The following is a 23927-nucleotide window of genomic DNA, read 5'->3' as shown; positions in this document are numbered from 1 at the left end:
TATGTCTGTTAAATTGCTTTTTTATTGATTTTTTTCAATGTGTTGCTACCGTAATTTAAAATAATAAAAATTCATGGCAACGACACATGGTATTGTCTGCTCAAGCCGCTCATTCTTTAGGTTATTCTAGCCACTGTTTAAAGCTAGCCATTCCATTAATGGTGAAATATAAAATTCCCATAACGCCGCTTAATTATGCAATTTGGTATTGCTATGTTAGTGACAAGAACCATGATTTAAATAAAGAGCTGGATGGCTTTATTAGCAGATTTAATGGCTGTAGTTATGAGCAAGCTAACTACTTATTCAACAAGTACCTTTCAGTCAATGACCTATCCTTATTTAATCAGCTTTCGAATAGTTTTGATGATGTTGTAGGGCAAGTCCAACATGATTTAACTGCAGCGCTTAATCAATCAACGCAGTTTAATCAGGTATTATATGCATGCAGGGAGAAGTTACACGATGCTGATATTAGTAAAGAAAGAGGCTTCGATGATGTACTTCACTGTGTTGAGCGTTTAACTAACGAATCAGCCGCATTACAAAATCGCACGCAAGATTTTCAAAATCAACTAGCCCTAGCATATGCAAAAATTATAACGCTAAAACAAGAGCTGATTGATTCAAAAAGAAAAGCTGAAAAAGATACGCTCACTGGGCTTTTTAATCGCGGCAAATTTGATGAAGATATTACCGTTTTTTGTCAGCGTGATGATTTAGCCGAAATCGCTGTGCTAGTGATGGTCGATATTGACCACTTTAAAGTATTTAACGACACTTTTGGTCACCAAAAAGGTGATCAAGTCTTACGTGCTGTTGCGGTAAAATTACTGAAGTATATCGCAAGTGCTGGCCAAGTTTATCGTTATGGGGGAGAAGAGTTCTGTTTCACTGCGCAGTTTGCCAGCATCAGTGATATGACTAACTTTACTCAACAACTGCGTTTAGCCATCACAAAATTACACATTAAAGATCCTGCTTCCACGACTGTACTGGGTTATGTCACCGCAAGCTTTGGTATTGCAATTAAATCAATAAATAGTCAACCAAATCAACTCATTAAAAAAGCTGGTAAGGCACTTTATCTCGCTAAAAAGCACGGTCGTAATCGCATAGAAATTATTGAAGAGTAACAAAGTGATAGACTTACTGCGTATAAATGTATCAAATTTGTGAATAGTTGTAACTTGCTAAGGACAGTTTATTCACAACTTGGTAGTATGGTGTCATTGCATAATTCTCTTTGGTCGTAACAATAATAATGAAGTCTCAGACGATCAGGATGTGCGTAATCGTTTTTTCTGTGCTGCTTTTGCTTTCAAGTAAAGTCTATGCCGATGAATCAACACGCACTGAACGTGAAAGCCGTGTGGCTAGTCAAGAAATCGATATTAATCGCTGGCACGTAAGTGTTAATGCGGGTATTGGTGTCATGACGAACCCGCTACATGGTGGTAAAAATTTACCCTTAGTAGTGCTACCTGAAATAGCCTATTACAGCGAAAAGTGGTTTTTTGATAATGGCCGCCTCGGTTATTCTTTTCATGAAAGTGCTTCACACGTTGTTAATTTTGTGACCGAGTTTAATCCTGAAACTCGCTTTTTTATTGATTTTCATCCAAGTAATGTGTTTGCACTGCAAACATCAAATAGCTTCATGGTTGAATCAACGACCAGTGACGAACTCGTTAAGAAAAGGGTGACAATTGACGATGTACGTAAACGTCGTTGGGCACTTGATGCGGGCGTGAGCTACCACTACGTACGTGATAACCATATTTTCTCTTTTCAAGCTTTAGCTGATGTATCTGGGGTCTACCAAGGAATGCGAAGTGCATTACAATGGCAAGCACATTATCAAGTCGATGACCTTGAAATAATGCCGAGCGTAGGCATTTGGTACAAATCAGCCAAACTAAATGATTATTTTTATGGTTTATCTGCCGAAGAGTCTTTAAATGGGGTAATTGGTGTTGGCAGTAGCTGGCAACCTTATGCTAAAATCGACGCCCGTTGGCCTCTGAGTGAGACTAACTCTCTTCGTTTTCATTTAGCATATTATGACTACTCAGCCGTGGATGACAGTCCGCTTTTTGAACACACGTATTCAATGACTGCTTTTATAGGATTCAATCATATTTTTTAATATGAAGTATTTTGTTTTAAGTCTGTGTGTGTTTGTTGCTGTTATTTGGGGGTTCCCGAGTCACGCACAAGCGACTCACTTAGCTATCTCACCCAAAGTGTGTGTTGTATTACAGCAGCATGATTTTTGCGATCTTCAGTTAAAAATAAGTTGGCAAGTGGCGCAGCCTGAAGATGTGTGTTTGTACCAAAATAATCAGCAAATTCAATGCTGGAAGAACACTCGAAAAGCGCAGTTACATCATAAAGCGCGTGTTCAGGTTGAAACAATATACTCCTTAATCAATCCGCACACGGGGAGTAAAATTGCAACAGCTAAAGTTGAAGTGCAAAGCACTGAAGCAAAAACAACGAGACGCAGATTACGCTCACCGTGGAGCTTATTTTAATTCAGGAGCAACCAATGGCAAAGATTTTACTTGTTGAAGATGATCTCGGTTTACAACAGTTAACACGGGACTATCTTCAGCATAACGGGTTGGATGTTGCGGTCCTTGAACGCGGCGATGAAGTGTTTGATTACCTTGAAAACAACCCGGTAGATTTAATGATTCTAGACGTTATGTTACCCGGTAAAGATGGCTTTAGTGTATGCCGTCAGGTACGCGATAAATATAGCCTACCGATTTTAATGCTGACAGCAAAAGGTGAAGACTTTGACCAAGTTATTGGTCTTGAGCTTGGTGCTGATGACTACGTTATTAAGCCGGCTGAGCCGCGTGTTTTACTTGCACGAATTAATGCATTACTTCGCCGTGGCCAAGCAACAAACAAAATCCCTGAAGAAATTACCTTTGGCGATTTAAGCATTGATAAAACCAGTCGCATTGTTACACTCAAAGGTAATGAAATTACACTTACGTCTCATGAATTTGAATTGCTTTGGTTATTAGCGTCAAATGCAGGTGAGGTGCTAAGTCGTGAGCATGTTCATCAACATATGATTGGTCGTCAATACGATGGTTTAGACCGTACAGTTGACGTACGTGTATCACGGATCCGTAAAAAGCTGGGTGATAACAGTGATAAGCCTTATCGTATTAAAACGGTGTGGGGACAAGGTTATTTGTTCGTATCTGATGCATGGGAAATGTAAGTATTAATGGGGAAACTGTTTGCAAGCTTATACCTTTATATAATAGTTTCTTTGTTTCTGGTTAGTGGGGTCATTGAGCAACTTTGGCCCTATGAAGATACTCAACAACACATCGCCCTCGACCAAGAGTTTGGGAAATCTCTCTGGCTCTTAAGTCAAACAGAAGAGGGACTAGAAAAATTACAGCAAGCGTTTAATAGCGAACGCATTAACCGTAATGATGTCGCTCTACCTGAAGAATTAAACGCCAAGTTAAACGCTGATAAACACCTTTATCTTTTTAATCACCAACAAGAAGTCATTTGGTACATAGCACTGAATGATAAGCAGTTGTTGCATGTGGGTCCTTTTTCAGTGTCCAATCCAAGTTTTAGCTCGGTTTGGCCTTACTTTCTATTATTAACCGTGATTGGTGTGCCTGTAGGCTTATGGAGTTTCTTACTGTGGCGCGACTTCAATAAGCTGACACTTGCTTGTGAGGCGGTCGGTGGCGCACAAGATTTTGAACTTCATGATGCGTCTAAATCATTTTTCTTACCAATCACCGATACCTTAAGCGCGATGCAAGAACGCATCCAATATTTGCTTGCAGCTCAACAAGAGCTTACTTCATCAGTTTCTCATGAGTTTAGAACGCCTTTAGCACGGTTAAAATTTGCGGTTGCTATGCTTGAAGAGCAAATAGAAAATGAAAAGTCATTCGATTACATCGATAACATGCAAGCAGACATTGCTGAGCTTGAAGCCTTAGTGTCAGAAATGCTTGAATATGCCCGCCTTGATTCCCATCAGCCAAGTTTAACGCGTCGCCCTTGTGATTTAACGGCATTGATTAATAGTGTTGTGAATAAACTAGAGTTTGCCACTGACATTGATGTGCAATTGAATGCGCCGGCAGAGCTCTACTACGAATGTGATGAGCACTTTATGGCACGCTGCATTCAAAATTTACTGGGGAATGCTCAAAAGTATGCAGCCCATAAAATTCAAGTGAGTTTGCAAGAATTTCCTGATTATATACAGCTCAATGTTGAAGATGATGGCCCCGGTATTGCCCCAAGTGAGTGGCAGAGTGTATTTAAGCCATTTACACGTTTAGATAAGAGTCGAGATAAAAAAACCGGTGGATTTGGTTTAGGTCTTGCTATTGTGGCAAAAATTGTAAGCTGGCATCAAGGGCAATCAGAACTGGGTAATTCTGAGCTGGGTGGGGCAAAATTTATTATTCGCCTCTATAAGCTCGACTATACCACTGTGCATTAATAGGTCATCATTTTGAGTGACTAAACCTAACGCTTGACGTCAGTTGTGTTAAAAACTTCTGGTTGGCGACTGCATGCTTGTAGGAGGCCGAATAGTGCAGGAGCAATTGCCAAGGCACCTCAATTACAAAGTATTACCTTCGTTATTACACGGTTTTTTACGTCAGCATAACTCTCTTCGTTAAGCTAACGTGTAGTCACTCATTAGCAGACATAAAAAAAGCGCCTTAGGCGCTTTTTCTGTGGTTAAAACCAAAAATAAACAAGTAGCAAAGTAATAGACTACGTTCAAAAGTAAAAGTTCACGAAAATTGAAATTATTTTTCATCTAATAATGGCATCAGCATTTTCTCTAAACCATTGAGTTTTACTTCGTACATCATTGCTAGTTGCGCGCCAAGTTGTGTGTCTGGAAATCCTTGCTGTTTAAACCATACAAGATAGGGTTCAGGTAGCAATAAGAGGGGGCGACCAGCGTACTTTCCAAACGGCATTTTTGTATTTATCGCGAGCTTTAATTGGGCTGTATCCATTACTGTCTCAATTGGACTTATATTTATTATGAATGATACGGCAAATAGGAAAGAGAAAATAGGCTGTGACGGGCAAGAAACAGCCTATTTAGTGAGGGAGGTAGGCCCTCGGAATGACTACTGCAAAATAATACTGAATGCTAATGTAGTTGTTGGCGACTCTTTTTCGAAAACCCAAGCTGCTTGAGCCTCGTTACGATAGTCGGGTCGTCAATTCGCTCAGGTGTTTCACTGTCACGAAGAAAATGATCACGCGGAACTTGATAAACATCGAGCATCTTGTTGAATAGCACAGTTCTAATATCCATCGCTGTCATGCCATTTTGTTGTAACTCATCAAGCTGCTGTTGAATATCTACAAGTTTCCCGGAATGTGCATCATCCGTGTTTGCTAAAGATTCTCTGGTAAACTTATTTTTCATTTAAACAACCTTAAACAGTCTAACAGTAGTGCATAAATCATGAAGTACGCAAGCAGACTGATAAACTTTTTTTGTGTTAAAAATAGATACTTAGCGTAGTATCTAAGCCCAGTTTACTCCTTTTTTGACAATGATTGCTAATTTGCATGTAAAGCTTTGTAAATAAGAATGACCTAGGGTGGGTACGTCAGGTATGGGGTTAATTTCTATGTCTAAGCAAGTATATGAATATAATGAAAATAATTCTCAGTACCATAATTAGGTGCTGAGAATTATTTTTTACATCAAGAAAAAAGTTTTTGTTTTACATGTTCAGCAAAGCCACTACCGGCTTCTAAATAGAAGTTATAGGTTGAATCTACGCCCATATCTTCTAGTTCTTTTTGCTGATCTGGGTAGTTCGCAATAGCAGTAACTTGGCCTTGATAACCCGAGGCACGTAACTGTTCAAGGGCAAAAATATTCTGCATATGTTTTGGCATTGCGAGCATAACCATGCCCACATGAGAATGATTTACGCGTTGCCAAAAATCAGGGTCAGTCGCATCTGCTATGAGTACCCGTCGGCCACGCTTAATATGTTTTTCTACCACATCGGGCTTAATATCAATACCTGCAACGAGATTAGGGTGTGTTTGACTAATCGTTTCGTACGCACCAGTGCCAATACGACCCATGCCAAAAATAACAATTTTTGTGTCATTTAGGTTTACTGGTAACTCTTCGGCAAGTCGCGTATCGCTTTCAAATTTGAGCAGCCAGTTTTCTAGTTTGACATAAATTTCGTTTGAACGTTTGTTTAAAGGAGACGCCAATATAAAGGTAACAGATACGGCAATAGCCATTACAGCGAGCCATTCACTGGTGATCATATTGCTACTTGCTGCAACAGCACACACAATTAACCCAAACTCACTGTAGTTAGAGAGGCTAAAAGCACTTAACAGTGAGGTACGCGCGCGTAGTTTAAAGAGATTAGTCAGTACATAATAAAGCGCCACTTTGATAGGTAATACAAATACAATCACCATGGCAACTAACACGGCATGAGTCGTTAGTTCTGCATTTAAGCCAATATTTAAGAAAAACCCTACAAGAAGAATATCTTTCAAATTAAGTAGTGATTTTGATAACTCACCGGCTTTCTTGTGCGACGCAAACATCATACCGATGATAAGCGCGCCTAAATCACCTTTAAGGCCTGCAAATTCAAATGCTTGATATCCAAGTACGAGTGCAAAGAAAAAACCAAATAAAGGCAATAGTTCACCGTGTTTTGAACGGTTGAGCACCCAAAACATAAGGGGGCGTAAAACAGGTAAGCCTATTAATAGTGCCAGTGCCCACATATTAGGTGCTTTGCCCGTACTAATGGCTAAGAAAATAACCGCGAAGATATCTTGCATCACTAAGATACCGATAGCGATTTTACCGTGTAGGCTTGCCATTTCTCCGCGCTCTTCAAGTACTTTAACTGCAAATACAGTACTTGAGAAACTAAATGCAAAGCCAACGAGTAAGGCACTTTGCCACGTGAGCTGATCAAAAAGGGGCAGTGCAAGCGCACCCAGCAATAGCATAAAAGCACTGAATAACGTGCTACTAAGCACAATGTGAATTGAGGCTGGTGCCCACACTTGGGGTTTTATTAAGTTAGAGACTTTCAGTTTTAGGCCGATGCTAAACAGAAGAAGTGTTACACCTAAGCTTGCGAGAGTATTGAGTAGTTCTGTTGTTTTGTAGCCATATAAGTTGAGGGCGAAGCCCGCCAACAAAAAACCAATAAGGGGAGGAAGCTTTAGCTGATAAACAGCAAAGCCACATACAAACGCGGTAGCAAAGTATATAAGTTCCATAATTCTTCTTTTGACTTCATTTGTTATGAGTGTAGCGAAATATTCTATATTGGAAAACACTAACGAATATAAAGAGTTTAAAAAATAAACACTTTTGCGTTATTTATTGATTAATGCGCCAAAAGTAACATTTTTTCGCTGACATTGGCTTTTAATTGTGGTTAAGATGCAGTAACGAAGGAATTTAAGCCAATTTGTTATAGAACCTGGCTTAAGGAGAAAAGATGTTTAAGAAAATCCTTGCATCAGTTGGTATTGGTGCAGCAAAAGTAGACACTGTACTAGAGACAGAACATTTACAACCCGGCCAAAAATTTAACGCTGTCATTGTGATTAAAGGCGGGGATGTTGAACAGGAAATCGCGGGCTTAGACTTAGCGTTAATGACGCGCGTGAAGGTACAAAGTGATGATGGAGATTACTTCACCAATCACATTATAGAAAAGTGGCGTATTAACGAGATTGGTACAATTGCCGCGGGTGAAGAAAAGCACATTCCTTTCGAGGCGCGTTTACATTCTGAAACGCCAATGACAGAGATCAACGCAGGGTATAATCAGTCGCATGTTTGGATTGAAACAGGCTTAGATATTGATATGGCACTTGACCCAACAGACCGTGATTCGCTCCATGTGTATCCGAATGATGCGGTAAGCACCTTAATGCAAGCAATGGACAAGCTTGGTTTTAATTTGGTGAAGGCTGATGTCGAAAAAGGGTACTTGCGAGCGCCTACCTTTCAATCACATTCAGGTTGCTATCAAGAACTAGAATACAGACCGAATAGCCGCAGTTTATTTGGATTACAAGAAATCGAATTGTCTTTTGTGCCTGAAGCCCATAAAACACATGTGTTGATTGAACTTGACCGTGCCTTTAGAGGCGATGGATATGTTGATTTAACCATTGAACATGATCATGTGAATTTATCGCAATTGTGTGATCAGCTTGAGCGATTGTTCGCATAATACGCTAAGCTAAAAACCTAGAAACCCAGCTTTGGCTGGGTTTTTTGTTATTAAAGGGAGAGTTATGTTTTCAATTAAGACTTATGGTGCGTTAAGCAAAGATGAGTTATTGAGTATACTTCGTGCCAGAGTGGATGTATTTGTGGTAGAGCAAACCTGTCCATACCCTGAAATAGATGATATTGATAACCATCAAGAAACGTTGCACTTGTGTTTATTTAAGGACAATAGGCTTGCGGCTTATGCTCGTTGTTACCCAAAAAATACTGAATTGAGTGCATTTGGGCGGGTGTTAGTGACTGCTGATTTTCGCGGTCAAGGTCTGGCAAAACAGTTAGTGCAAACGGCCATTGATACTTGCCAGCAACATTGGCCTGAGCGAGCTATTACAATTGGCGCGCAATGCTATTTAGTCGATTTTTACCAACAGTTAGGTTTTAAGTGTGTGGGTGAAGATTACCTTGAAGATGGAATACCACACCAAGATATGTGTTTGCAGTAGCCACAGGGCTACTGCAAAATTTGTTAACTTAACAGTGAGTTTGCAAACACGAGTGCGATGGCAATGGGGCATACAAACTTGATATACCAAGGCCATACTTTCCAAAAAAAGCTATTGCCGGCTTCTGGGCAGCCCTGTTGAATCTCTTTTAGTAACGCACTGCGATGCCAAATCCAGCCAACAAAAATACAGCACATTAAGCCAAGCAGTGGTTGCGCTATTTTTGTGGTCAGTGTGATCACAAAGCCAAATAATGAGCCAAGGTTAAACACAATAGTAAAACTGACGAGCGCAATTAACCCGCCTATTAACCACGTTGCTTGCAGACGTTTCAGTGCAAAACGTTCAACAGCGTATGATACCGGCGCCTCAAGCATCGAGATTGACGATGTTAATGCCGCAATACTCATTAGTGCAAAAAAGGCGAAGCCGACAAAAATACCCACATAGCCCATGCTCGTGAATAGGGCCGGTAACACTTGGAATACCAATGTATCTTCAGAAAGCAGGGTGCCCTCAGCTGAGAAAATTTGCACACCTTGCGCTTGCGCAACATACATGGCTGGAATAATTAATAAACCCGCGACAAACGCAATAAATACATCAATCAACGTGACATAGGCGCCAAGTGAAACGAGGTTTTCTTTTTTACTTATATACGAGCCGTAAATGATCATTACGCTGGTGCCTAAAGACAGTGAAAAGAAGGCTTGTCCTAGCGCGTTGACTAACAACTCAGGGTTCAAAATAGACGAAAAATCAGGCACTAAATAAGCTTTAAGACCTTCAACAGCACCTTCTTGTGTCATTACGTAAATGATCAACATAAACAGAATACCCAGTAACGCAGGCATTAAGCGCTTTGACCATTTTTCAATCCCGTTTTCGACACCTTTTGAAATAATAGCAATCGTTAAAATAATAAACGCGGCGGTAAAAATGATGTTTCTTGAGAGTGACTGCTCACTTAGCCAGGTCTGGGCTTGCACTTGCCCTGTTAATTGAGCAATGGGTTCAAGTGTTGCGCTTAACATCCATCCGGCAACAATGGCATAAAAACTGAGGATTAAGCCTGCACAGATAATGCCCCCAAACCCAACTAAAAACGCAAACTTCTTTTGCCACGCTTGATTGGTTACCTTACGCAAAGCGCTAACCGCATTTGCTTGACCATGACGTCCTATGACAAGCTCTGCCATTAACGCCGGATAGGCTAAACAAAATGCTAAAATTAAATAAGCAACTAAAAATGCGGCACCGCCATTACTTGCTGTTTGAGTGGGAAAACCCCAAATGTTTCCTAGGCCAACCGCAGAGCCTGCAGCTGCCATAATAAATCCAAAGCGAGAGCTGAACTCCCCGCGTGATGCGCTCATATTATTTTTACTTCTCTATTTGTGACGGCGCTGACAATCTACTTGAATTAACGCTAAATAAAAAGGGTTAATGACGGGCAATTTTGCTCTATGTCTTACCGTGTGTCGTGTCAGCGTAGATTTCAATCTATTGGGCGTAACAATACGAAAGAATTAACACAATTGAAACATTTTTAGGGGCTTTTATTCTGAATTGAAAGTGTAAAGCAAGCGCCACCGAGCTTTTTGCTCTTAGATACACTGATGGTTCCGTGGTGCCAATCTGCGACTTTGGCTGCGATTGCAAGGCCAAGCCCGTAACTTTCTCCATCACGGTTACGGTGAGTTTGTTCTTGGAAAAAGGGACTAAATACTTTATGCCAGTTTTGCTCATTGACCCCTGGTCCGTCATCTTCTACGTTTATCACCACGAGCTCTGGTGAGCAGTGCGCTGTAATGAGGATGTCTGAGTGTGCGAAATCGCATGCATTACTTAATAAATTTACAATTGCGCGAGCTAACCAATGAAGATCAGCGCAAATATATCCTGTCTTAATATCATGTTCTAAATGTAAAGCGCGTTGCTCTAACTTTGGCTCTACTTGATGGATTACAGTCAGTAAGTAACTGTGTAAATCTGATTCATTAAAAGTTAACTGGTTCGCTTTTTGTTCTAACGTTGCAAATGCGAGATAACTTTTTAGCATAGACTCCATTTGATCAAGGTCTTGTTCCATGCGTGCTAAATACTCAAGACGTTTTTCTTCATTTGGACAGTCTTGTGCGGCTTCTAAACCAAATCGTAAACAGGCAATAGGCGTGCGGATATCATGAGACAAGCTCGACGCCATTAATTTATTTTCGTCTAATAGCTTCTCAATTTGGCTCGCCATTCGGTTAAAGGTCAGCTCAACATCTCGTATATACGTGAAATGAGACACATGAATACGGCTGCTTAAGTCTCCTTTAGCAAATCGTTTTGCCGCTTCATTTAATACTGTTAAGCGTTTTGCGAGAGGGGTAATAATAAAGCCCATAAAAACACACAAACCAGCATAAAATAAAAGCGTAAGTAACACGTCGTTGCCTTGGTCGTGTATAGGGTCTTTACCAAGGCGCATTTTTAGATGATGTGCTCCAAGAGAGGCTTCACTGTACAGTAAATAGTAACCTTGTTGATCTTCAAGAATTAAGCCGTTAGGTTGGGTTATTTGCTGCAGTAATGAATGAGGCAGTGCGAGTGATTGGGTGGGTCTATATTCAAGTTGCACATTAAAGTCGCTGTTTAACTGTTTTATTGCCCGTTCACGCTCGGTCGGGGCCATAGCAGCCAGTTGTTTAGCAAAGCCTTTAATCATTTGTGTTTGGTTATAAAACTCATCCTGTGGCGTATGAGTTTGCTGACTAAAGGCGTCAATTAGCCAGCCCAATACAATAATTGAGATAAGTGCGCTGCCAAGAAGAGAAATATAAAACTTTTTCACAGGTTTAAATCTATTGCCAAGCCGTGGCGACCAGTAGATAACCTCGTCCCCAAATTGTTTTTATTTTTTCGGGATGTTGAGGATCATCACTGAATTTTTTCCGCAATGATGAAATAAGCACATCAACGCTACGGTCCAAACCGTCGTATTCTCGCCCTTTTGTTGCTTTGAAAACGGCGTCTCTTGAAACAACTTGGCCTGCATTACTCGCAAGGTAGTGCAGTAATAAATATTCGGCACTTGATATATGAACTTCTTCATCATTAAAGTAAACCGTGCGAGAATCGGTATGAATCGCTAACTTGCCTACTGTAATAATACTCGATTCAGTGGCTGAGTCTTGTTTGTCAGACTGAGAACGAAGAGCCGCTTTAATACGGGCGAGTAATGCTCGAGGACGCACTGGTTTCATCATGTAATCACTGGCACCCACTTCTAGACCAATAACCTCATCCATTTCATCATCTCGGGCGGTCAGCATAATAATGGGGGCATGATAAAACTGCCTTAAGTCGCGACAAACGCTGATGCCATCTTGCCCTGGTAGCATAATATCCAGTAATACGAGGTCGGGCGGTGAGGTGCGAACTTGTTCAACAACGAGATCGCCACGCTGGCAAAGTGTGGTATTGTAACCTTGCTCTGTTAAGTATTCGGCTACCCAATTCGCCAAAGAAATATCATCTTCAACGAGTAAAATTGTTCCGTAATGCTCCATTATCTACTCCTAATAGTTATACCAATCCGCAAAAATACTTAATCATTTTGAGTGATCAAACCAGTCGCTACCTGCGTTAAAAATTTCTGATTTAGAACAACTAAATAACTAAATTTTTGCCTTGTTATCAACGCGGTTTTATTGCCTCAAAATAGACCACTTAATTAAGCGGAATGGTATTAGAACAGTCGCCAACGACGTTTTTTCTGACGGTTTTTATATACCCACTGTAACTGTATTTCAGTGGAGGCGACAATTTTTCCATTATCACTATTAATCAACTCAAATCCGACCGTTTCTGTAGAGTCAAACTCATACCTAAACAGCCCTTTGTGCTGCATAAGCCAGCATTGAATAATATGTTTGCTGTCGGAATTACGTAAACAGTAGTTTCCTATTTGCTGCTGTCGCCAAGAAACTTCAACATCAGCGTAACAATTTCGTCCTTCACGCAGTGCCACACAGGTATCAGGTATTGCAACAAGAGTATTGCTATCGGCTGTCTGTTCTTGTGCATTGACGGGTGCAATGGGTAAGGCGAACAAAAAGTAGTATTTAAAAAACATAGCGCAGGCCTACCTTGGCTTTATGCTGATACTCTTGCGATATAATAGGGCTTTGATGAATGTCATTTGAAAACCAAGTTGATAACCAACCCGTTAAAAAGACCCAGTGCTGATTAAGCGGGTATTCCGCATGAAACTCAAAAATGAGACTGTATGATGTATCTGGGATATACAGAGGTCTGTCAGCGCGTGATTCGGGCTGCGAAATCCCAAAATAGTAATTGGTAAAGTCACTTGAGTAGGCACTCAGGCCAACACCTGAACGAAATTCCCAGTTTCGCCATGGAATGATCTGACTAAAAAATGAATTCATTACCCAGCCATTATGAGTGCCAGATACATCGTGTAAATATTCAAAAGAAATGTGTGAATTTTCAAAGCGGCGGGACAGGCGAAGACCAACATCAAAATCATAATTGCGGCGTTTTATTCCCTCAAGTTCCGCGATAACATCGTCGCCGTAAAACGTTAAACCTGTTTCGTCAAACCCTGATTGAACATTCGTCCCGACAATATCAAGACCCCACTCAAATTTATCTATAATGCTGTAGCCAAGAGAAAGGCCACCACTTAATTGGCTTTGGTCGTAATCGAGGTAAAATTTCTCGTAAGAGACAGCAAGATGGATATCGGGCTCAAATCCATCATTATAGGAGTCCATGCCAACAAGGTATGAATCTTCAGCATAATACCCTGCACCAATTCCCCAATCCCAGGCAAAACCTTGGCTTGGTTCGAGTGTATTGTCGGCGTAATAACGATTACTTGCTTGGCTCGACGTGCTAAAAATGCATAAGTAGATAAATAAAAGGGCGCTGCAGGCTCGCAAGTTTGTCATCCTTGTTACTAATAAAAATAAGCTCGTACTAGGATATAGTATATTGTTAATGAGTTCCCGAAATCTGTAAAAAAATGTAGGGGTGTAATCAGGTGTGTTAAAAAGTGTGGCTTAAATTAAACGCTGCTTTCCTTGAGGGTAGTAGGTAAGAAAAGCAGCCACATTAACAGTGTGAGCGTTTATAGATGACTCACTGGACTTTAATTTTGTCGATTAAAATACTGGTGAGGTAGTATTGCATCATCGGTGTCAGCGCGCTTATCTCTGTACGATTACACGGGCCTTGTTCTTTCGTTAGAGCTGTCATACGTGAAATAGTTTGATAAGCAGGTATCTCAATGTTTTTGTTAATGCGCTCAAGACGAGCTTGCTCAGTGTTTTGCTCATGAATGAAACTGGCAACTTCGAGTTCATTTTTAATCATTTGCTGCTGTTCAAAGCTGTAAATAAGTGGCTCGCGGTGAAAGCTTGCGCTATCGATAGACGATTTTGCAAACCAAACTACATCACCGGTTTTTTTATGTGTTAAACGCATACTCACTTGTCCAAGCATTGTTGCACACTGCTTAGTTGGGAACTGAACCGCGATATCATCGAATAAAGGAAATGGTTTTTGTGGTTTTACGAGTGTGTACTCAGTGTCAGCAACCAACTCTAAATCTAATTGATGGATTGAGAGCGTGTAATCCGCTTGACCTTCATCAACAACCTTTAATTGTTTTGCCACTAACGATTCAGAAATTTGTGAATAAAGCGTATCTGTCACGCTCGTTTTGTCGGCAACAATCGTCACTGTTTGATTTTTACTGACAGTATGAGCCGGTAACTGCACAGACTTAACTTTAGGTGCTGCATGGTCTGTTTCATACTTTATTTGATAACGTTGGCTTTGTAGCAATGGCTTTTCTGGCATTACTAACAACGGAGCTGGTTCTGGTCTTAGGGCACAACCGGCTGAAATTAAAGTAAAAAGCAAAACGACAAGTAAGCGCATAAAAATAAGTCTACCCATGAAAAAAGTTAAGATTGTGCGCATTGTACGTTAGTCGAAGCAAAAGTTCATGATATTATGTTATGAGAAACTTCCGAAACAGATTAAAAAAATAAATAATGAAGTACTCAGCACCTATTATCATTTGTCTATTTTCATTTCTTTTACTGCTTTCTTTTAGCAGTCAGGCTGCAGGTAGCGGTTCACAATGGCAGACATTTTTAGACGATTACAATACGTACTTATCTCGAAAATTAAGAAGTAAAGGTATTCCAGGTGGAGCGCTTTCAATTGTCAAAGTCGGAGAAGATGATTTTGTGCGGGGGATAGGCCGCACAAAAATAGACAATGGCCGAAAGGTTGATAAACACACGCGTTTTCGTTTGGCATCCGTATCAAAAACTTTTGCAGGGTCATTAACCTCAAAACTTGCTGCGCAGGGGGAGTTTAATATCGATGATCCTCTGAGTAAGTTTATTCCTGAGTTTTCCAATACCGTTTATAAAGATGATTTAAAAATTTACCATATTTTAAGTCATTCAAGCGGCTTAGTGCCGAATGCGTATGATAATCTGATTGAATCGCGAATGAGTTACCCTGATATCGTCGAGCAACTGCTGAGCGTGCAACCAATATGTAAGCCGGGTGAATGTTACGGTTATCAAAATGTGATGTTTAGCTTAATTGACTCGGTGATTTTAAAGTCGACTCAAATGGACTACACGCATTGGATTTCTGAATATATCTTTGCCCCCCTTAAAATGGTCGATGCGAGTGTGGGTTATGATGGCATGGTCCGCGACGATAATTTTGCTCACCCTCATGTTCGTGGCCGAAAACGGTGGTATACATCTCGGTTAAAGAAAAATTACTACAAGGTTGCAGCTGCCGCAGGGGTTAATGCCAGCGCAAACGATATGGCTATTTGGCTTAACGCGCAGCTAGGTCAATACCCCGAAGTATTGCCTTTAGATGCACTAATCAAACAAACCCGACCGTATACACACACCAAAAAAGAGACGCGTCGAAGAGTGTGGCGCAGTCATGTTAAAGATGCATATTACGGGCTTGGATGGCGGGTATACAACTATGATGATGAAGTACTTTATTATCATAGTGGCTGGGTGCAAGGTTACCGAAGTGATTTAGTGGTGTTTCCTTATTTAAATATTGGTTTTAGCTTAGTACTCAATGCCGAGACAGGATTGATCAACGAATTAACCACCGAATTTATAAATCGGACGCTTAAGTTCGTTAGAGAAGATAAAACGCTTAAGTAATAAAATTTAGTTACAAAAAAGCCAGCTCTGCGCTGGCTTTTAGTTTATTGCATGACTTTGTTGCAAAATTAGCCGCGAGGAAGCTGAATTTTTTTCTCTTCGCTTTGGCGATAAAGCACAATTGTATGACCAATTGTTTGTAATTTTTCTGCGCCGGTCTCGCGAACAATTGCATCAAAAATCAATGCTTTAGTCTCACGCTCGTCGGTAGGTACTTTTACTTTGATAAGCTCGTGAATATTAAGTGCGCTTTCGATTTCAACTAAAACGCCTTCTGTTAAACCATTTGCACCAAGTAATACAACCGGTTTTAAACTGTGTGCTTGACCTTTTAAAAACTGCTTTTGTTTGTTCGATAATTTCATGATGTTACAAATTTTGCTGAATATGGCTTGAATTAAGGGTATTCTAACGCCATCTAGAGAATATTACTAATTAGTTACGTATTAATTTTATGGCAAACAAAAAACATTCAGCCAGTTCTAAGCGTTGGTTGAAGGAACATTTCGACGATCCTTATGTTCACGAAGCGCAAAAGAAAGGTTGGCGTTCTCGTGCGGTATTCAAATTAGACGAAATTCAAAATAAAGATAAATTAATTAAACCGGCTATGACAGTGGTTGACTTAGGGGCCGCACCCGGCAGCTGGTCTCAGTATTTAGCTGAAAAAGTAGGTGATAAAGGGCAGGTTATTGCCTGTGATATCTTACCGATGGATTCTTTAGCAGGTGTTGATTTTTTGCAAGGTGACTTCCGTGAAGAAGCTGTGCTTGATGCATTATTAACACGTATTGACGGTAAAAATGTTGATGTCGTTTTTTCTGATATGGCACCGAATATGAGTGGCAATACATCAGTTGATCAAGCTGGTAGTATGTATCTTGTCGAACTTGCGCTCGACATGTGTCATCAAGTTTTGAAGAAAAATGGCGCTTTTTGTGTCAAAGTATTCCAAGGAGAAGGATTTGATCAATACTTACAGGACGTACGTAATAGCTTTAAGGCGGTAAAAATTAGAAAGCCCGATGCTTCGCGTGCCCGTTCTCGGGAAGTTTATATAGTGGCGACAGGCTACAAACTGTAGTACAGTTGTGCTGCGTTAAGTTGAATTTAAATTAATTGGATACAAGAGGTTAACCCCTTGAGCGATATGGCGAAAAATCTAATACTCTGGCTGGTCATTGCAGTTGTGCTAATGTCAGTGTTTCAGAGCTTTAATGGTGGTGATCAAGCAGATCGCCAAACAAGTTACACTCAATTTGTTAGTGACGCACGTAGCGGCGCTATTCAAGAGGTCTCTATTGAAAGCACAACCGGCACCATTACAGGTACCAAAACAAATGGTGAGCGCTTTCAAACTATCATGCCAATGTATGATAAAGACATTTTGAATGATTTATTGAAAAGCAATGTAAATGTTAAAGGTGTTAAGCCTGAAGAGCAGTCTTTCCTCGCCAGCATTTTAATCTCTTGGTTCCCAATGTTACTGCTTATTGGTGTGTGGATTTTCTTCATGCGTCAAATGCAAGGCGGTGGCGGCAAAGGGGCGATGTCTTTCGGTAAGAGCAAAGCCCGCCTAATGAGCGAAGATCAAGTTAAAACAACGTTTGCTGATGTTGCCGGGTGTGATGAAGCGAAAGAAGATGTCACAGAGTTAGTGGACTTCTTACGTGATCCATCAAAATTCCAAAAGCTGGGTGGTAGTATCCCTAAAGGCGTACTTATGGTAGGTCCTCCGGGTACGGGTAAAACTCTTTTAGCGAAAGCGGTTGCTGGTGAAGCAAAAGTACCATTTTTTACAATTTCAGGTTCTGATTTCGTAGAAATGTTTGTTGGTGTGGGTGCATCACGTGTCCGTGACATGTTCGAACAAGCGAAAAAAGCAGCCCCGTGTATCATCTTTATCGACGAAATTGATGCGGTAGGTCGTAAACGTGGTGCAGGCATGGGGGGCGGTCACGATGAACGTGAGCAAACTCTAAACCAAATGCTAGTAGAAATGGACGGCTTTGAAGGTAATGAAGGTATTATCGTTATTGCAGCGACAAACCGCCCAGATGTACTTGACCCCGCGTTATTACGTCCGGGTCGTTTTGACCGCCAAGTTGTAGTTGGTTTACCTGATATTCGTGGTCGTGAGCAAATCTTGAAAGTGCACATGCGTAAAGTGCCATTAGGCGATAACGTTGAGGCCGCTGTGATTGCACGGGGTACACCTGGTTTCTCAGGTGCTGACCTTGCAAACTTGGTAAATGAAGCGGCGCTATATGCAGCGCGCGGCAACAAGCGTGTTGTTAGCATGGCTGAGTTTGATGCAGCAAAAGATAAAATCATGATGGGCGCAGAGCGTAAGACCATGGTGATGAGCGAACAAGAAAAAGAGATGACCGCTTATCATGAAGCAGGTCACGCGATTGTGGGCCGTATGGTGCCAGAACACGACCCTGTTTATAAGGTGTCTATTATTCCACGTGGTCGTGCACTAGGTGTTACGATGTACTTGCCTGAACAAGACCGTGTGAGTCACTCTAAAGAGTTACTAGAGTCAATGATTTCTAGTCTTTACGGTGGTCGTATTGCAGAAGCTCTGATTTATGGTGAAGACAAAGTAACCACAGGGGCAAGTAACGATATTGAGCGCGCGACAGACATCGCACGTAAAATGGTTACTCAATGGGGCTTAAGCGAAAAGTTAGGTCCACTGCTGTATGCTGAAGATCAAAACGAGATGTACATGGGTGGCGGTGGAAGCCGTGCCATGAGCATGTCAGATGAAACAGCAAAAGTTATCGATAGCGAAATTCGTTTGTTCTCAGATCGTAATTACCAACGTGCTGAGCAAATCTTAAAAGACAATATTGATATCTTACACGCGATGAAAGATGCATTAATGAAGTACGAAACAATTGATGCGGGTCAGATTGACGATTTAATGGCTCGTCAGCCAGTGCGCGAACCGCGTGACATGCATGACCGTCGTCCAGATGATAAAAAACCAGCTGCCAAGGCTGAACCTGTTGCTGAAGAGTCAAAATCGGATGATTCAGTAAAAAAGGATGAAACAAACCTTGATGACAAAGCTGAATAATCGTTAAAATACGATTAGCAAAAGCCCCGCTTGCCGGGGCTTTTTTGTAGCGACATAAAAAATCGTTTAGGTGCAGCACCTAAACATTCGCCATGGAAGCAGTATAGGTGATAGATGACCACTGTTAGTTTACCTCGAGGCCGCACTTTACACCTCGATACCCCTGTTGTGATGGGGATCTTAAATGTCACTCCTGACTCATTTTCAGACGGCGGCAATTATTGCCAACTAGACAGCGCTGTCAAACAAGCTCATACACTCTTAGAACAAGGCGCAAAAATCATTGATATTGGCGGTGAGTCGACACGCCCTGGTGCCCCTGACGTTTCATTGGAAGATGAGCTTGACCGTGTTATCCCTCTGGTTAAAGCGCTCAGAAAAACAAGCGACTGTATAATTTCAATTGATACCAGCAAAAGTGAGGTCATGCGTCAGGCTATTTTAGCGGGTGCAGATATCATTAATGATGTTAGGGCATTACAAGAGCCCGGTGCTATTGAAGTATTATCTGCATACCCTGACGTTGCAATTTGCTTGATGCATATGCAAGGACAACCTCGCACGATGCAAAGTAATCCACAGTATGAGGATTTATTTGCAGATATTAATGACTTTTTTTCCGAGCGTATCGAAGCATGTGAGCAAGCGGGGATTCAGCAACAACGTATTATTTTAGATCCCGGTTTCGGTTTTGGGAAAACGCTCGCGCACAACTACGAAATTCTTGATAGGTTTGACGAGTTTAATCAATTCAATTTACCGGTCCTTGCGGGTTTATCACGCAAATCCATGATTGGTAATTTATTAAATAAAAGCACGGATGAGCGTTTAGCTGGCAGTTTAGCAGGTGCTTTAATTGCTGCCCAAAATGGGGCAAAAATCATTCGTGTGCATGATGTTTCAGAAACTTTAGATGTGTTGACCGTATGGCAAGCATGTAAGAAAGGAATTATAAATGAGTAAAACAAGAAAATATTTTGGCACGGATGGCGTTCGTGGCATGGTGGGCGAATACCCTATTACTCCAGAGTTTGCATTAAAACTTGGTTGGGCAGCTGGACGCGTATTATCAAAAATTGGTACCAAGAAGGTTATTATTGGTAAAGACACGCGTATCTCTGGGTATATGTTAGAAACTTCACTGGAAGCAGGTCTTATTGCTGCAGGCATTGATGTTGTCCTACTTGGCCCTATGCCGACCCCAGCGGTTGCTTATTTAACGCAAACTTTCCGTGCTGAAGCTGGCATCGTTATTAGTGCATCACATAACCCTTATCATGATAATGGGATTAAATTTTTCTCTAGTCGTGGTTTGAAGCTAGCGGATGAAGTTGAGCTTGAAATTGAAGCCATGATGGAAGAGCCAATGACTTGCGTAGCTTCAGATAAATTAGGTAAAGCACGTCGTTTAGAAACGGCTGATGGCCGTTATATTGAGTTTTGTAAAAGCCAATTCCCTCAAGGTTTATCATTAGAGGGTCTAAAAATCGTATTAGATTGTGCTAATGGCGCAACTTATCATATAGCCCCGTCTGTTATGCGTGAGCTTGGTGCAGAAGTCATTTGTCATGCGTGTGAACCAAATGGTGTCAACATTAACCTTGAATGCGGTGCAACTCACGTTGAAACACTCAAGCGCAAAGTACTTGAGCATGATGCCGATGTTGGTATTGCGTACGACGGTGACGGTGACCGTGTGATGATGGTTGACCACAACGGACGTGTCTTCGATGGTGATGACATTGTTTATATTATTGCATGCCAAGCTGCAAACGACGATATGTTGGGTGGGGGTGTTGTTGGCACGGTCATGTCAAACATGGGGCTTGAAAATGCATTAAAAGCGCGTGGTATTGATTTTGCTCGCAGTAAAGTTGGCGATCGTTATGTCATGGAGCTTTTGCAAGAGAAAGGATGGAAAATCGGAGGCGAAAGCTCAGGCCATGTATTGAATCTTGATTTAATTAGTACTGGTGACGGTATTATTTCGAGTTTGCAGGTGTTAGCTGCCATGGTTGCACAGAATAAAACACTGCAAGACTTAGGTGCTGGCTTTACAAAATACCCGATGAAAATGATCAATGTTCGTTACCCTCAAGGTACGGATCCAACGCAAGCACAAGCTGTTATCGATATTGTGGCACAAATCGAAGAAAAATTAGGTGATACAGGGCGTGTTCTACTTCGCAAATCGGGGACAGAACCTGTTGTTCGCGTAATGGTAGAGGCTGATCAAGAGAAAACAGTACTAGACAGCGCACAAAAAATTGCTGAAATTGTCGAATCTGTGAGCAAACAAACCGAGGGATAACAATAACCTCTTGTAACTTTGGGCAAGTCGAGTTAGTATCTTGCCCGCTTTCTAATGTGGAGTGGAAATATGGCAACACGTAAGCCAATGGTAGCAGGCAATTGGAAAATGAACGGTTCGTTAGAACTTGTTGAACAATTAGCAAACGCTATCAAAAATGTTCAGTCTGATGAACTTGATATTGTGGTGTTTCCACCATTCCCGTTGATAAGTTCGCTGCAACAACAAAATGTTGTTGTCGGTTCGCAAACGGTCTCAGAAAACCAAGCGGGTGCGTTTACGGGTGAAGTAGATGCTCAGCTGATTAAAGACTTAGGCGCAACGTATACCTTAGTAGGGCATTCAGAGCGTCGCAGTATTTATGGTGAATCTGATGCGGTAGTTGCGGATAAATTTGCTCGCGCTCAACACGTTGGTTTAACACCTATCTTATGTGTTGGCGAAAGCGAAGAACAACGTGAAGCGAATGAAACCGAATTAGTGGTTGCAGCACAAATTGATGCTGTAATTAACAAATTAGGTGTAGCAGCACTGAAGAATTCTGTGGTAGCATACGAGCCCGTTTGGGCCATTGGCACAGGTAAGACTGCTTCTCCTGAGCAAGCGCAAGCTGTACATAAATTTATCCGTGAGAAAATTGCTTCTGCGGATAGTGATTTAGCTGAACAGCTAACCATCTTATATGGTGGTAGCGTGAATGAAAAAAATAGCGAATTATTATTTGCACAACCAGATATAGATGGCGGCCTAATAGGCGGCGCAAGTCTAAAAGCAGAATCATTTACTGCTATTTGTGAAAGTGCAAAAGGGACCGTATAAGATGTACGAAATTTTATTAGTAGTTTATTTAATTGTTGCTTTAGCGCTTGTTGGTATGGTTTTAATCCAGCAAGGTAAAGGCGCTGATATGGGTTCATCATTTGGAGCAGGTGCGTCTGCTACAGTGTTTGGCTCATCAGGTGCAGGCAACTTCATGACAAAAACAACAACAATTCTTGCAACGATTTTCTTCGTGTTAAGTATTGTTTTAGGTAACCTGACTGCCGGTCAAATTAAAAAGACGGACGAGTGGGAAAACCTAGAGGCTGCGCCAGCTGTTGAAACTGTTACTCCAGCACAAACTGATGTGCCAGTGACAGAAGAGAAAAGCTCTGACGTACCAAATTAATTAGCGTTGCTAATTATTGTTAAGCGATTTATCTCCTCAGTAAATCAAACAGCTTAACATCATACAGAATTGTATGCGGATGTGGTGGAATTGGTAGACACGCCATCTTGAGGGGGTGGTGGCTTCGGCCGTGGGGGTTCAAGTCCCCCCATCCGCACCAAATTTAAAAAGCCGTGACCTAAAAGTCACGGCTTTTTTCGTTTCGGTATGTTTTTGCACTTTTTTGGTGCTGTTCGCCCTCTGTTAATACTCTACCTCATTGATTTGTAAGATATATATAACTTGGTTCTCTCCTTGCTTGTTATCTTGTGTGTGTTCACCAGAGGATGCCATTATGGCAAGAATGAGTTATTTAAGCGCAATAGAACGATATGAAGAATACCAAGGGCTGATTCAAAATTTATTGCTTTCAATTCTGGCAAGTGTGCATACAGCGCTTGCTCAAAAAAAAGATGTTCAACCCCTCATTAAGCAGTATCCCTTTTTAGAGTTGCAGTATTGTTTAGATGAGCAGGGGATTCAGCTAGGTAATAATGTGTGCTTTAAACCCCAGTATAAGAAAGACTTAGCTAATAGAGGGGCAGGGCAAGATTTAAGCGCTCGACCCTACTTTACAGCGATATCAAACTCGACAGAGGCACATTTCACCTCACCCTATGTATCAACGGCCACGAGGCATTTATGTATTTCGGTTATAAAGTCTGTTCAATTCAAAGAAGGCGCTCCGTGTTACGTCGTTATTGATGTGTGCCTCACCGAACTTATCGAGTTCATCATGGGGGATACGAAACGAGCGAATATGACGGCTTACTTTAAAGTAGGGTATGGGCTTATTGTCGCTTGCTTATTTTGCTTGGTATTTTATTTATTATTTAAAGTATTCGAGGGCATGTTTTCTTTGGTTACGAGCGAGCAGGCACATTCAGATCCTCTAAAGCCCTTTACTATTATTATCTTTGTTACCTTAGCCCTTGCTATTTTCGACCTAGGAAAAACGATTTTAGAAGAAGAGATTTTAATGCACAAAGATATCTTTCGTCACAGTTCAACACGTCGCACTATTACCCGTTTTATCTCAACCATTCTTATTGCAGTGTCAATAGAGGCGTTACTTACGATGTTTAAAGCCGCTTTGGGTCAAACAGAATATGTGATGCCTGCGGTATTGATGATGTTTGCGGTGGTGGGTTTGTTAATCGCATTGGCTATTTATGTCTATTTAGGTGCGAAAGCCGAAGGCATATTAACCCAAGTTCAGCGTGCCAAAATTAATACCTCTTTACAATAATTAGACGGCGAAAAACACATAACTTAAAGCAATACCGTCACAGGGCGCATGAG

Annotated in this window: 25 protein-coding genes and 1 tRNA gene; 16 read left to right on the top strand and 10 right to left on the bottom strand. The window is 41.2% G+C overall.

From position 1 onward, the window contains the following. Nucleotides 1-86: 86 nt before the first annotated feature. The 5 genes from GZH31_RS10805 to GZH31_RS10785 all read left to right on the top strand — a co-directional run bounded on the left by GZH31_RS10805 (nucleotide 87) and on the right by GZH31_RS10785 (nucleotide 4507). Entirely contained in the window at nucleotides 87-1136 is a 1050-nt protein-coding gene (locus GZH31_RS10805; protein WP_180310970.1) for a GGDEF domain-containing protein, read from the top strand. Nucleotides 1137-1285: 149 nt separating this feature from the next. Beyond that, nucleotides 1286-2149: a MipA/OmpV family protein gene (locus GZH31_RS10800; RefSeq protein ID WP_036967164.1), complete on the top strand. Its 864-nt coding sequence runs from the start codon at nucleotides 1286-1288 to the stop codon at nucleotides 2147-2149. Nucleotide 2150: 1 nt separating this feature from the next. Continuing rightward, on the top strand, nucleotides 2151-2537 hold the full coding sequence (locus GZH31_RS10795; protein ID WP_036967167.1) for a DUF3019 domain-containing protein: 387 nt from the start codon (nucleotides 2151-2153) through the stop codon (nucleotides 2535-2537). A gap of 14 nt (nucleotides 2538-2551) precedes the next feature. Continuing rightward, nucleotides 2552-3244: a response regulator gene (locus tag GZH31_RS10790; protein WP_074989704.1), complete on the top strand. Its 693-nt coding sequence runs from the start codon at nucleotides 2552-2554 to the stop codon at nucleotides 3242-3244. A gap of 6 nt (nucleotides 3245-3250) precedes the next feature. After that, nucleotides 3251-4507, top strand: coding sequence for an ATP-binding protein (locus tag GZH31_RS10785; RefSeq protein ID WP_074989703.1), 1257 nt, complete (start codon nucleotides 3251-3253; stop codon nucleotides 4505-4507). Nucleotides 4508-4823: 316 nt separating this feature from the next. Here GZH31_RS10785 and GZH31_RS10780 read toward each other — a convergent pair whose 3' ends face one another. From GZH31_RS10780 to GZH31_RS10770, 3 genes are all read right to left on the bottom strand, one after another. Then, complete coding sequence (locus GZH31_RS10780; protein ID WP_065978107.1) at nucleotides 4824-5039, bottom strand: DUF3820 family protein; 216 nt, start codon at nucleotides 5037-5039, stop codon at nucleotides 4824-4826. A gap of 140 nt (nucleotides 5040-5179) precedes the next feature. Then, on the bottom strand, nucleotides 5180-5461 hold the full coding sequence (locus GZH31_RS10775) for a hypothetical protein (RefSeq protein WP_036967185.1): 282 nt from the start codon (nucleotides 5459-5461) through the stop codon (nucleotides 5180-5182). A 284-nt stretch (nucleotides 5462-5745) separates the two neighbouring features. Beyond that, complete coding sequence (locus tag GZH31_RS10770) at nucleotides 5746-7317, bottom strand: cation:proton antiporter family protein (RefSeq protein WP_036967189.1); 1572 nt, start codon at nucleotides 7315-7317, stop codon at nucleotides 5746-5748. Between the two features lie 224 nt (nucleotides 7318-7541). On the opposite strand from GZH31_RS10770, the gene GZH31_RS10765 reads away from it, so the two are divergent. Next, a complete protein-coding gene (locus GZH31_RS10765; RefSeq protein WP_036967192.1) occupies nucleotides 7542-8285 on the top strand; it encodes a sporulation protein in 744 nt (247 codons plus the stop codon). 64 nt (nucleotides 8286-8349) lie between these two features. Beyond that, nucleotides 8350-8787 (top strand): GNAT family N-acetyltransferase, encoded by a 438-nt coding sequence (locus GZH31_RS10760; protein ID WP_074989702.1) that lies wholly within the window; start codon nucleotides 8350-8352, stop codon nucleotides 8785-8787. A 23-nt stretch (nucleotides 8788-8810) separates the two neighbouring features. On the opposite strand, the gene GZH31_RS10755 is transcribed toward GZH31_RS10760, so the two are convergent. The 6 genes from GZH31_RS10755 to GZH31_RS10730 all read right to left on the bottom strand — a co-directional run bounded on the left by GZH31_RS10755 (nucleotide 8811) and on the right by GZH31_RS10730 (nucleotide 14742). Continuing rightward, nucleotides 8811-10163, bottom strand: coding sequence for a sodium-dependent transporter (locus GZH31_RS10755; RefSeq protein WP_074989701.1), 1353 nt, complete (start codon nucleotides 10161-10163; stop codon nucleotides 8811-8813). A gap of 173 nt (nucleotides 10164-10336) precedes the next feature. Next, nucleotides 10337-11626, bottom strand: coding sequence for an ATP-binding protein (locus tag GZH31_RS10750; RefSeq protein WP_065978103.1), 1290 nt, complete (start codon nucleotides 11624-11626; stop codon nucleotides 10337-10339). A 10-nt stretch (nucleotides 11627-11636) separates the two neighbouring features. Continuing rightward, the gene (locus GZH31_RS10745) at nucleotides 11637-12344 is read right to left on the bottom strand and encodes a response regulator transcription factor (protein WP_036967204.1); all 708 of its coding nucleotides are present in this window, start codon (nucleotides 12342-12344) and stop codon (nucleotides 11637-11639) included. Between the two features lie 179 nt (nucleotides 12345-12523). Next, nucleotides 12524-12910 (bottom strand): DUF3019 domain-containing protein, encoded by a 387-nt coding sequence (locus GZH31_RS10740; protein WP_036967206.1) that lies wholly within the window; start codon nucleotides 12908-12910, stop codon nucleotides 12524-12526. Continuing rightward, nucleotides 12900-13748 carry a MipA/OmpV family protein gene (locus tag GZH31_RS10735; RefSeq protein WP_036967207.1) on the bottom strand — a complete coding sequence of 283 codons (849 nt, stop codon included), beginning with the start codon at nucleotides 13746-13748 and terminating at the stop codon, nucleotides 12900-12902. Before GZH31_RS10735 ends, GZH31_RS10740 begins: the two co-directional genes overlap by 11 nt. A 190-nt stretch (nucleotides 13749-13938) precedes the next feature. Then, nucleotides 13939-14742, bottom strand: a complete 804-nt coding sequence (locus tag GZH31_RS10730; RefSeq protein WP_074989710.1) for a hypothetical protein — start codon at nucleotides 14740-14742, stop codon at nucleotides 13939-13941. A gap of 116 nt (nucleotides 14743-14858) precedes the next feature. Between GZH31_RS10730 and GZH31_RS10725 the strand changes: the two genes are divergently transcribed. Next, nucleotides 14859-16019 (top strand): serine hydrolase, encoded by a 1161-nt coding sequence (locus tag GZH31_RS10725; RefSeq protein ID WP_036967213.1) that lies wholly within the window; start codon nucleotides 14859-14861, stop codon nucleotides 16017-16019. Between the two features lie 68 nt (nucleotides 16020-16087). Here GZH31_RS10725 and yhbY read toward each other — a convergent pair whose 3' ends face one another. After that, nucleotides 16088-16384 (bottom strand): ribosome assembly RNA-binding protein YhbY, encoded by a 297-nt coding sequence (gene yhbY, locus GZH31_RS10720; protein WP_036967216.1) that lies wholly within the window; start codon nucleotides 16382-16384, stop codon nucleotides 16088-16090. An 89-nt stretch (nucleotides 16385-16473) separates the two neighbouring features. On the opposite strand from yhbY, the gene rlmE reads away from it, so the two are divergent. From rlmE to GZH31_RS10680, 8 genes are all read left to right on the top strand, one after another. Continuing rightward, nucleotides 16474-17103 carry a 23S rRNA (uridine(2552)-2'-O)-methyltransferase RlmE gene (gene rlmE, locus GZH31_RS10715; RefSeq protein WP_036967218.1) on the top strand — a complete coding sequence of 210 codons (630 nt, stop codon included), beginning with the start codon at nucleotides 16474-16476 and terminating at the stop codon, nucleotides 17101-17103. Between the two features lie 57 nt (nucleotides 17104-17160). Then, a complete protein-coding gene (gene ftsH, locus GZH31_RS10710; RefSeq protein ID WP_176714535.1) occupies nucleotides 17161-19107 on the top strand; it encodes an ATP-dependent zinc metalloprotease FtsH in 1947 nt (648 codons plus the stop codon). 114 nt (nucleotides 19108-19221) lie between these two features. After that, entirely contained in the window at nucleotides 19222-20070 is an 849-nt protein-coding gene (gene folP, locus GZH31_RS10705; protein ID WP_180310969.1) for a dihydropteroate synthase, read from the top strand. Next, on the top strand, nucleotides 20063-21418 hold the full coding sequence (gene glmM / locus GZH31_RS10700; RefSeq protein WP_036967223.1) for a phosphoglucosamine mutase: 1356 nt from the start codon (nucleotides 20063-20065) through the stop codon (nucleotides 21416-21418). Before folP ends, glmM begins: the two co-directional genes overlap by 8 nt. 69 nt (nucleotides 21419-21487) lie before the next feature. Next, on the top strand, nucleotides 21488-22237 hold the full coding sequence (gene tpiA / locus GZH31_RS10695; RefSeq protein ID WP_036967226.1) for a triose-phosphate isomerase: 750 nt from the start codon (nucleotides 21488-21490) through the stop codon (nucleotides 22235-22237). Nucleotide 22238: 1 nt separating this feature from the next. After that, entirely contained in the window at nucleotides 22239-22586 is a 348-nt protein-coding gene (gene secG, locus GZH31_RS10690; protein ID WP_036967228.1) for a preprotein translocase subunit SecG, read from the top strand. 75 nt (nucleotides 22587-22661) lie between these two features. Further along, nucleotides 22662-22746, top strand: a tRNA-Leu gene (locus GZH31_RS10685). A 174-nt stretch (nucleotides 22747-22920) separates the two neighbouring features. Beyond that, nucleotides 22921-23874 carry a general glycosylation pathway protein gene (locus GZH31_RS10680; RefSeq protein WP_180310968.1) on the top strand — a complete coding sequence of 318 codons (954 nt, stop codon included), beginning with the start codon at nucleotides 22921-22923 and terminating at the stop codon, nucleotides 23872-23874. Nucleotides 23875-23927 lie beyond the last annotated feature (53 nt).

This window comes from Pseudoalteromonas sp. JSTW, assembly GCF_013423925.1.
In the GTDB taxonomy this organism is placed as follows: Bacteria; Pseudomonadota; Gammaproteobacteria; order Enterobacterales; family Alteromonadaceae; genus Pseudoalteromonas; species Pseudoalteromonas lipolytica.
The sequence above is the reverse complement of the archived record's forward strand: the minus strand, read 5'-3'. Positions and strand labels throughout refer to the sequence as shown.

What these genes read in the sequence shown, in the direction of transcription:
- GZH31_RS10730 (WP_074989710.1), bottom strand. Translation starts at nt 14,742, where the DNA reads ATGCGCTTACTTGTCGTTTTGCTTTTTACTTTAATTTCAGCCGGTTGT.
- secG (WP_036967228.1), top strand. Translation starts at nt 22,239, where the DNA reads ATGTACGAAATTTTATTAGTAGTTTATTTAATTGTTGCTTTAGCGCTT.
- yhbY (WP_036967216.1), bottom strand. Translation starts at nt 16,384, where the DNA reads ATGAAATTATCGAACAAACAAAAGCAGTTTTTAAAAGGTCAAGCACAC.
- GZH31_RS10805 (WP_180310970.1), top strand. Translation starts at nt 87, where the DNA reads ATGGTATTGTCTGCTCAAGCCGCTCATTCTTTAGGTTATTCTAGCCAC.
- GZH31_RS10775 (WP_036967185.1), bottom strand. Translation starts at nt 5,461, where the DNA reads ATGAAAAATAAGTTTACCAGAGAATCTTTAGCAAACACGGATGATGCA.
- GZH31_RS10770 (WP_036967189.1), bottom strand. Translation starts at nt 7,317, where the DNA reads ATGGAACTTATATACTTTGCTACCGCGTTTGTATGTGGCTTTGCTGTT.
- tpiA (WP_036967226.1), top strand. Translation starts at nt 21,488, where the DNA reads ATGGCAACACGTAAGCCAATGGTAGCAGGCAATTGGAAAATGAACGGT.
- GZH31_RS10755 (WP_074989701.1), bottom strand. Translation starts at nt 10,163, where the DNA reads ATGAGCGCATCACGCGGGGAGTTCAGCTCTCGCTTTGGATTTATTATG.
- GZH31_RS10795 (WP_036967167.1), top strand. Translation starts at nt 2,151, where the DNA reads ATGAAGTATTTTGTTTTAAGTCTGTGTGTGTTTGTTGCTGTTATTTGG.
- GZH31_RS10790 (WP_074989704.1), top strand. Translation starts at nt 2,552, where the DNA reads ATGGCAAAGATTTTACTTGTTGAAGATGATCTCGGTTTACAACAGTTA.
- rlmE (WP_036967218.1), top strand. Translation starts at nt 16,474, where the DNA reads ATGGCAAACAAAAAACATTCAGCCAGTTCTAAGCGTTGGTTGAAGGAA.
- glmM (WP_036967223.1), top strand. Translation starts at nt 20,063, where the DNA reads ATGAGTAAAACAAGAAAATATTTTGGCACGGATGGCGTTCGTGGCATG.
- GZH31_RS10680 (WP_180310968.1), top strand. Translation starts at nt 22,921, where the DNA reads ATGGCAAGAATGAGTTATTTAAGCGCAATAGAACGATATGAAGAATAC.
- GZH31_RS10745 (WP_036967204.1), bottom strand. Translation starts at nt 12,344, where the DNA reads ATGGAGCATTACGGAACAATTTTACTCGTTGAAGATGATATTTCTTTG.
- GZH31_RS10740 (WP_036967206.1), bottom strand. Translation starts at nt 12,910, where the DNA reads ATGTTTTTTAAATACTACTTTTTGTTCGCCTTACCCATTGCACCCGTC.
- folP (WP_180310969.1), top strand. Translation starts at nt 19,222, where the DNA reads ATGACCACTGTTAGTTTACCTCGAGGCCGCACTTTACACCTCGATACC.
- GZH31_RS10765 (WP_036967192.1), top strand. Translation starts at nt 7,542, where the DNA reads ATGTTTAAGAAAATCCTTGCATCAGTTGGTATTGGTGCAGCAAAAGTA.
- GZH31_RS10760 (WP_074989702.1), top strand. Translation starts at nt 8,350, where the DNA reads ATGTTTTCAATTAAGACTTATGGTGCGTTAAGCAAAGATGAGTTATTG.
- GZH31_RS10780 (WP_065978107.1), bottom strand. Translation starts at nt 5,039, where the DNA reads ATGGATACAGCCCAATTAAAGCTCGCGATAAATACAAAAATGCCGTTT.
- GZH31_RS10785 (WP_074989703.1), top strand. Translation starts at nt 3,251, where the DNA reads ATGGGGAAACTGTTTGCAAGCTTATACCTTTATATAATAGTTTCTTTG.
- GZH31_RS10735 (WP_036967207.1), bottom strand. Translation starts at nt 13,748, where the DNA reads ATGACAAACTTGCGAGCCTGCAGCGCCCTTTTATTTATCTACTTATGC.
- GZH31_RS10725 (WP_036967213.1), top strand. Translation starts at nt 14,859, where the DNA reads ATGAAGTACTCAGCACCTATTATCATTTGTCTATTTTCATTTCTTTTA.
- GZH31_RS10800 (WP_036967164.1), top strand. Translation starts at nt 1,286, where the DNA reads ATGTGCGTAATCGTTTTTTCTGTGCTGCTTTTGCTTTCAAGTAAAGTC.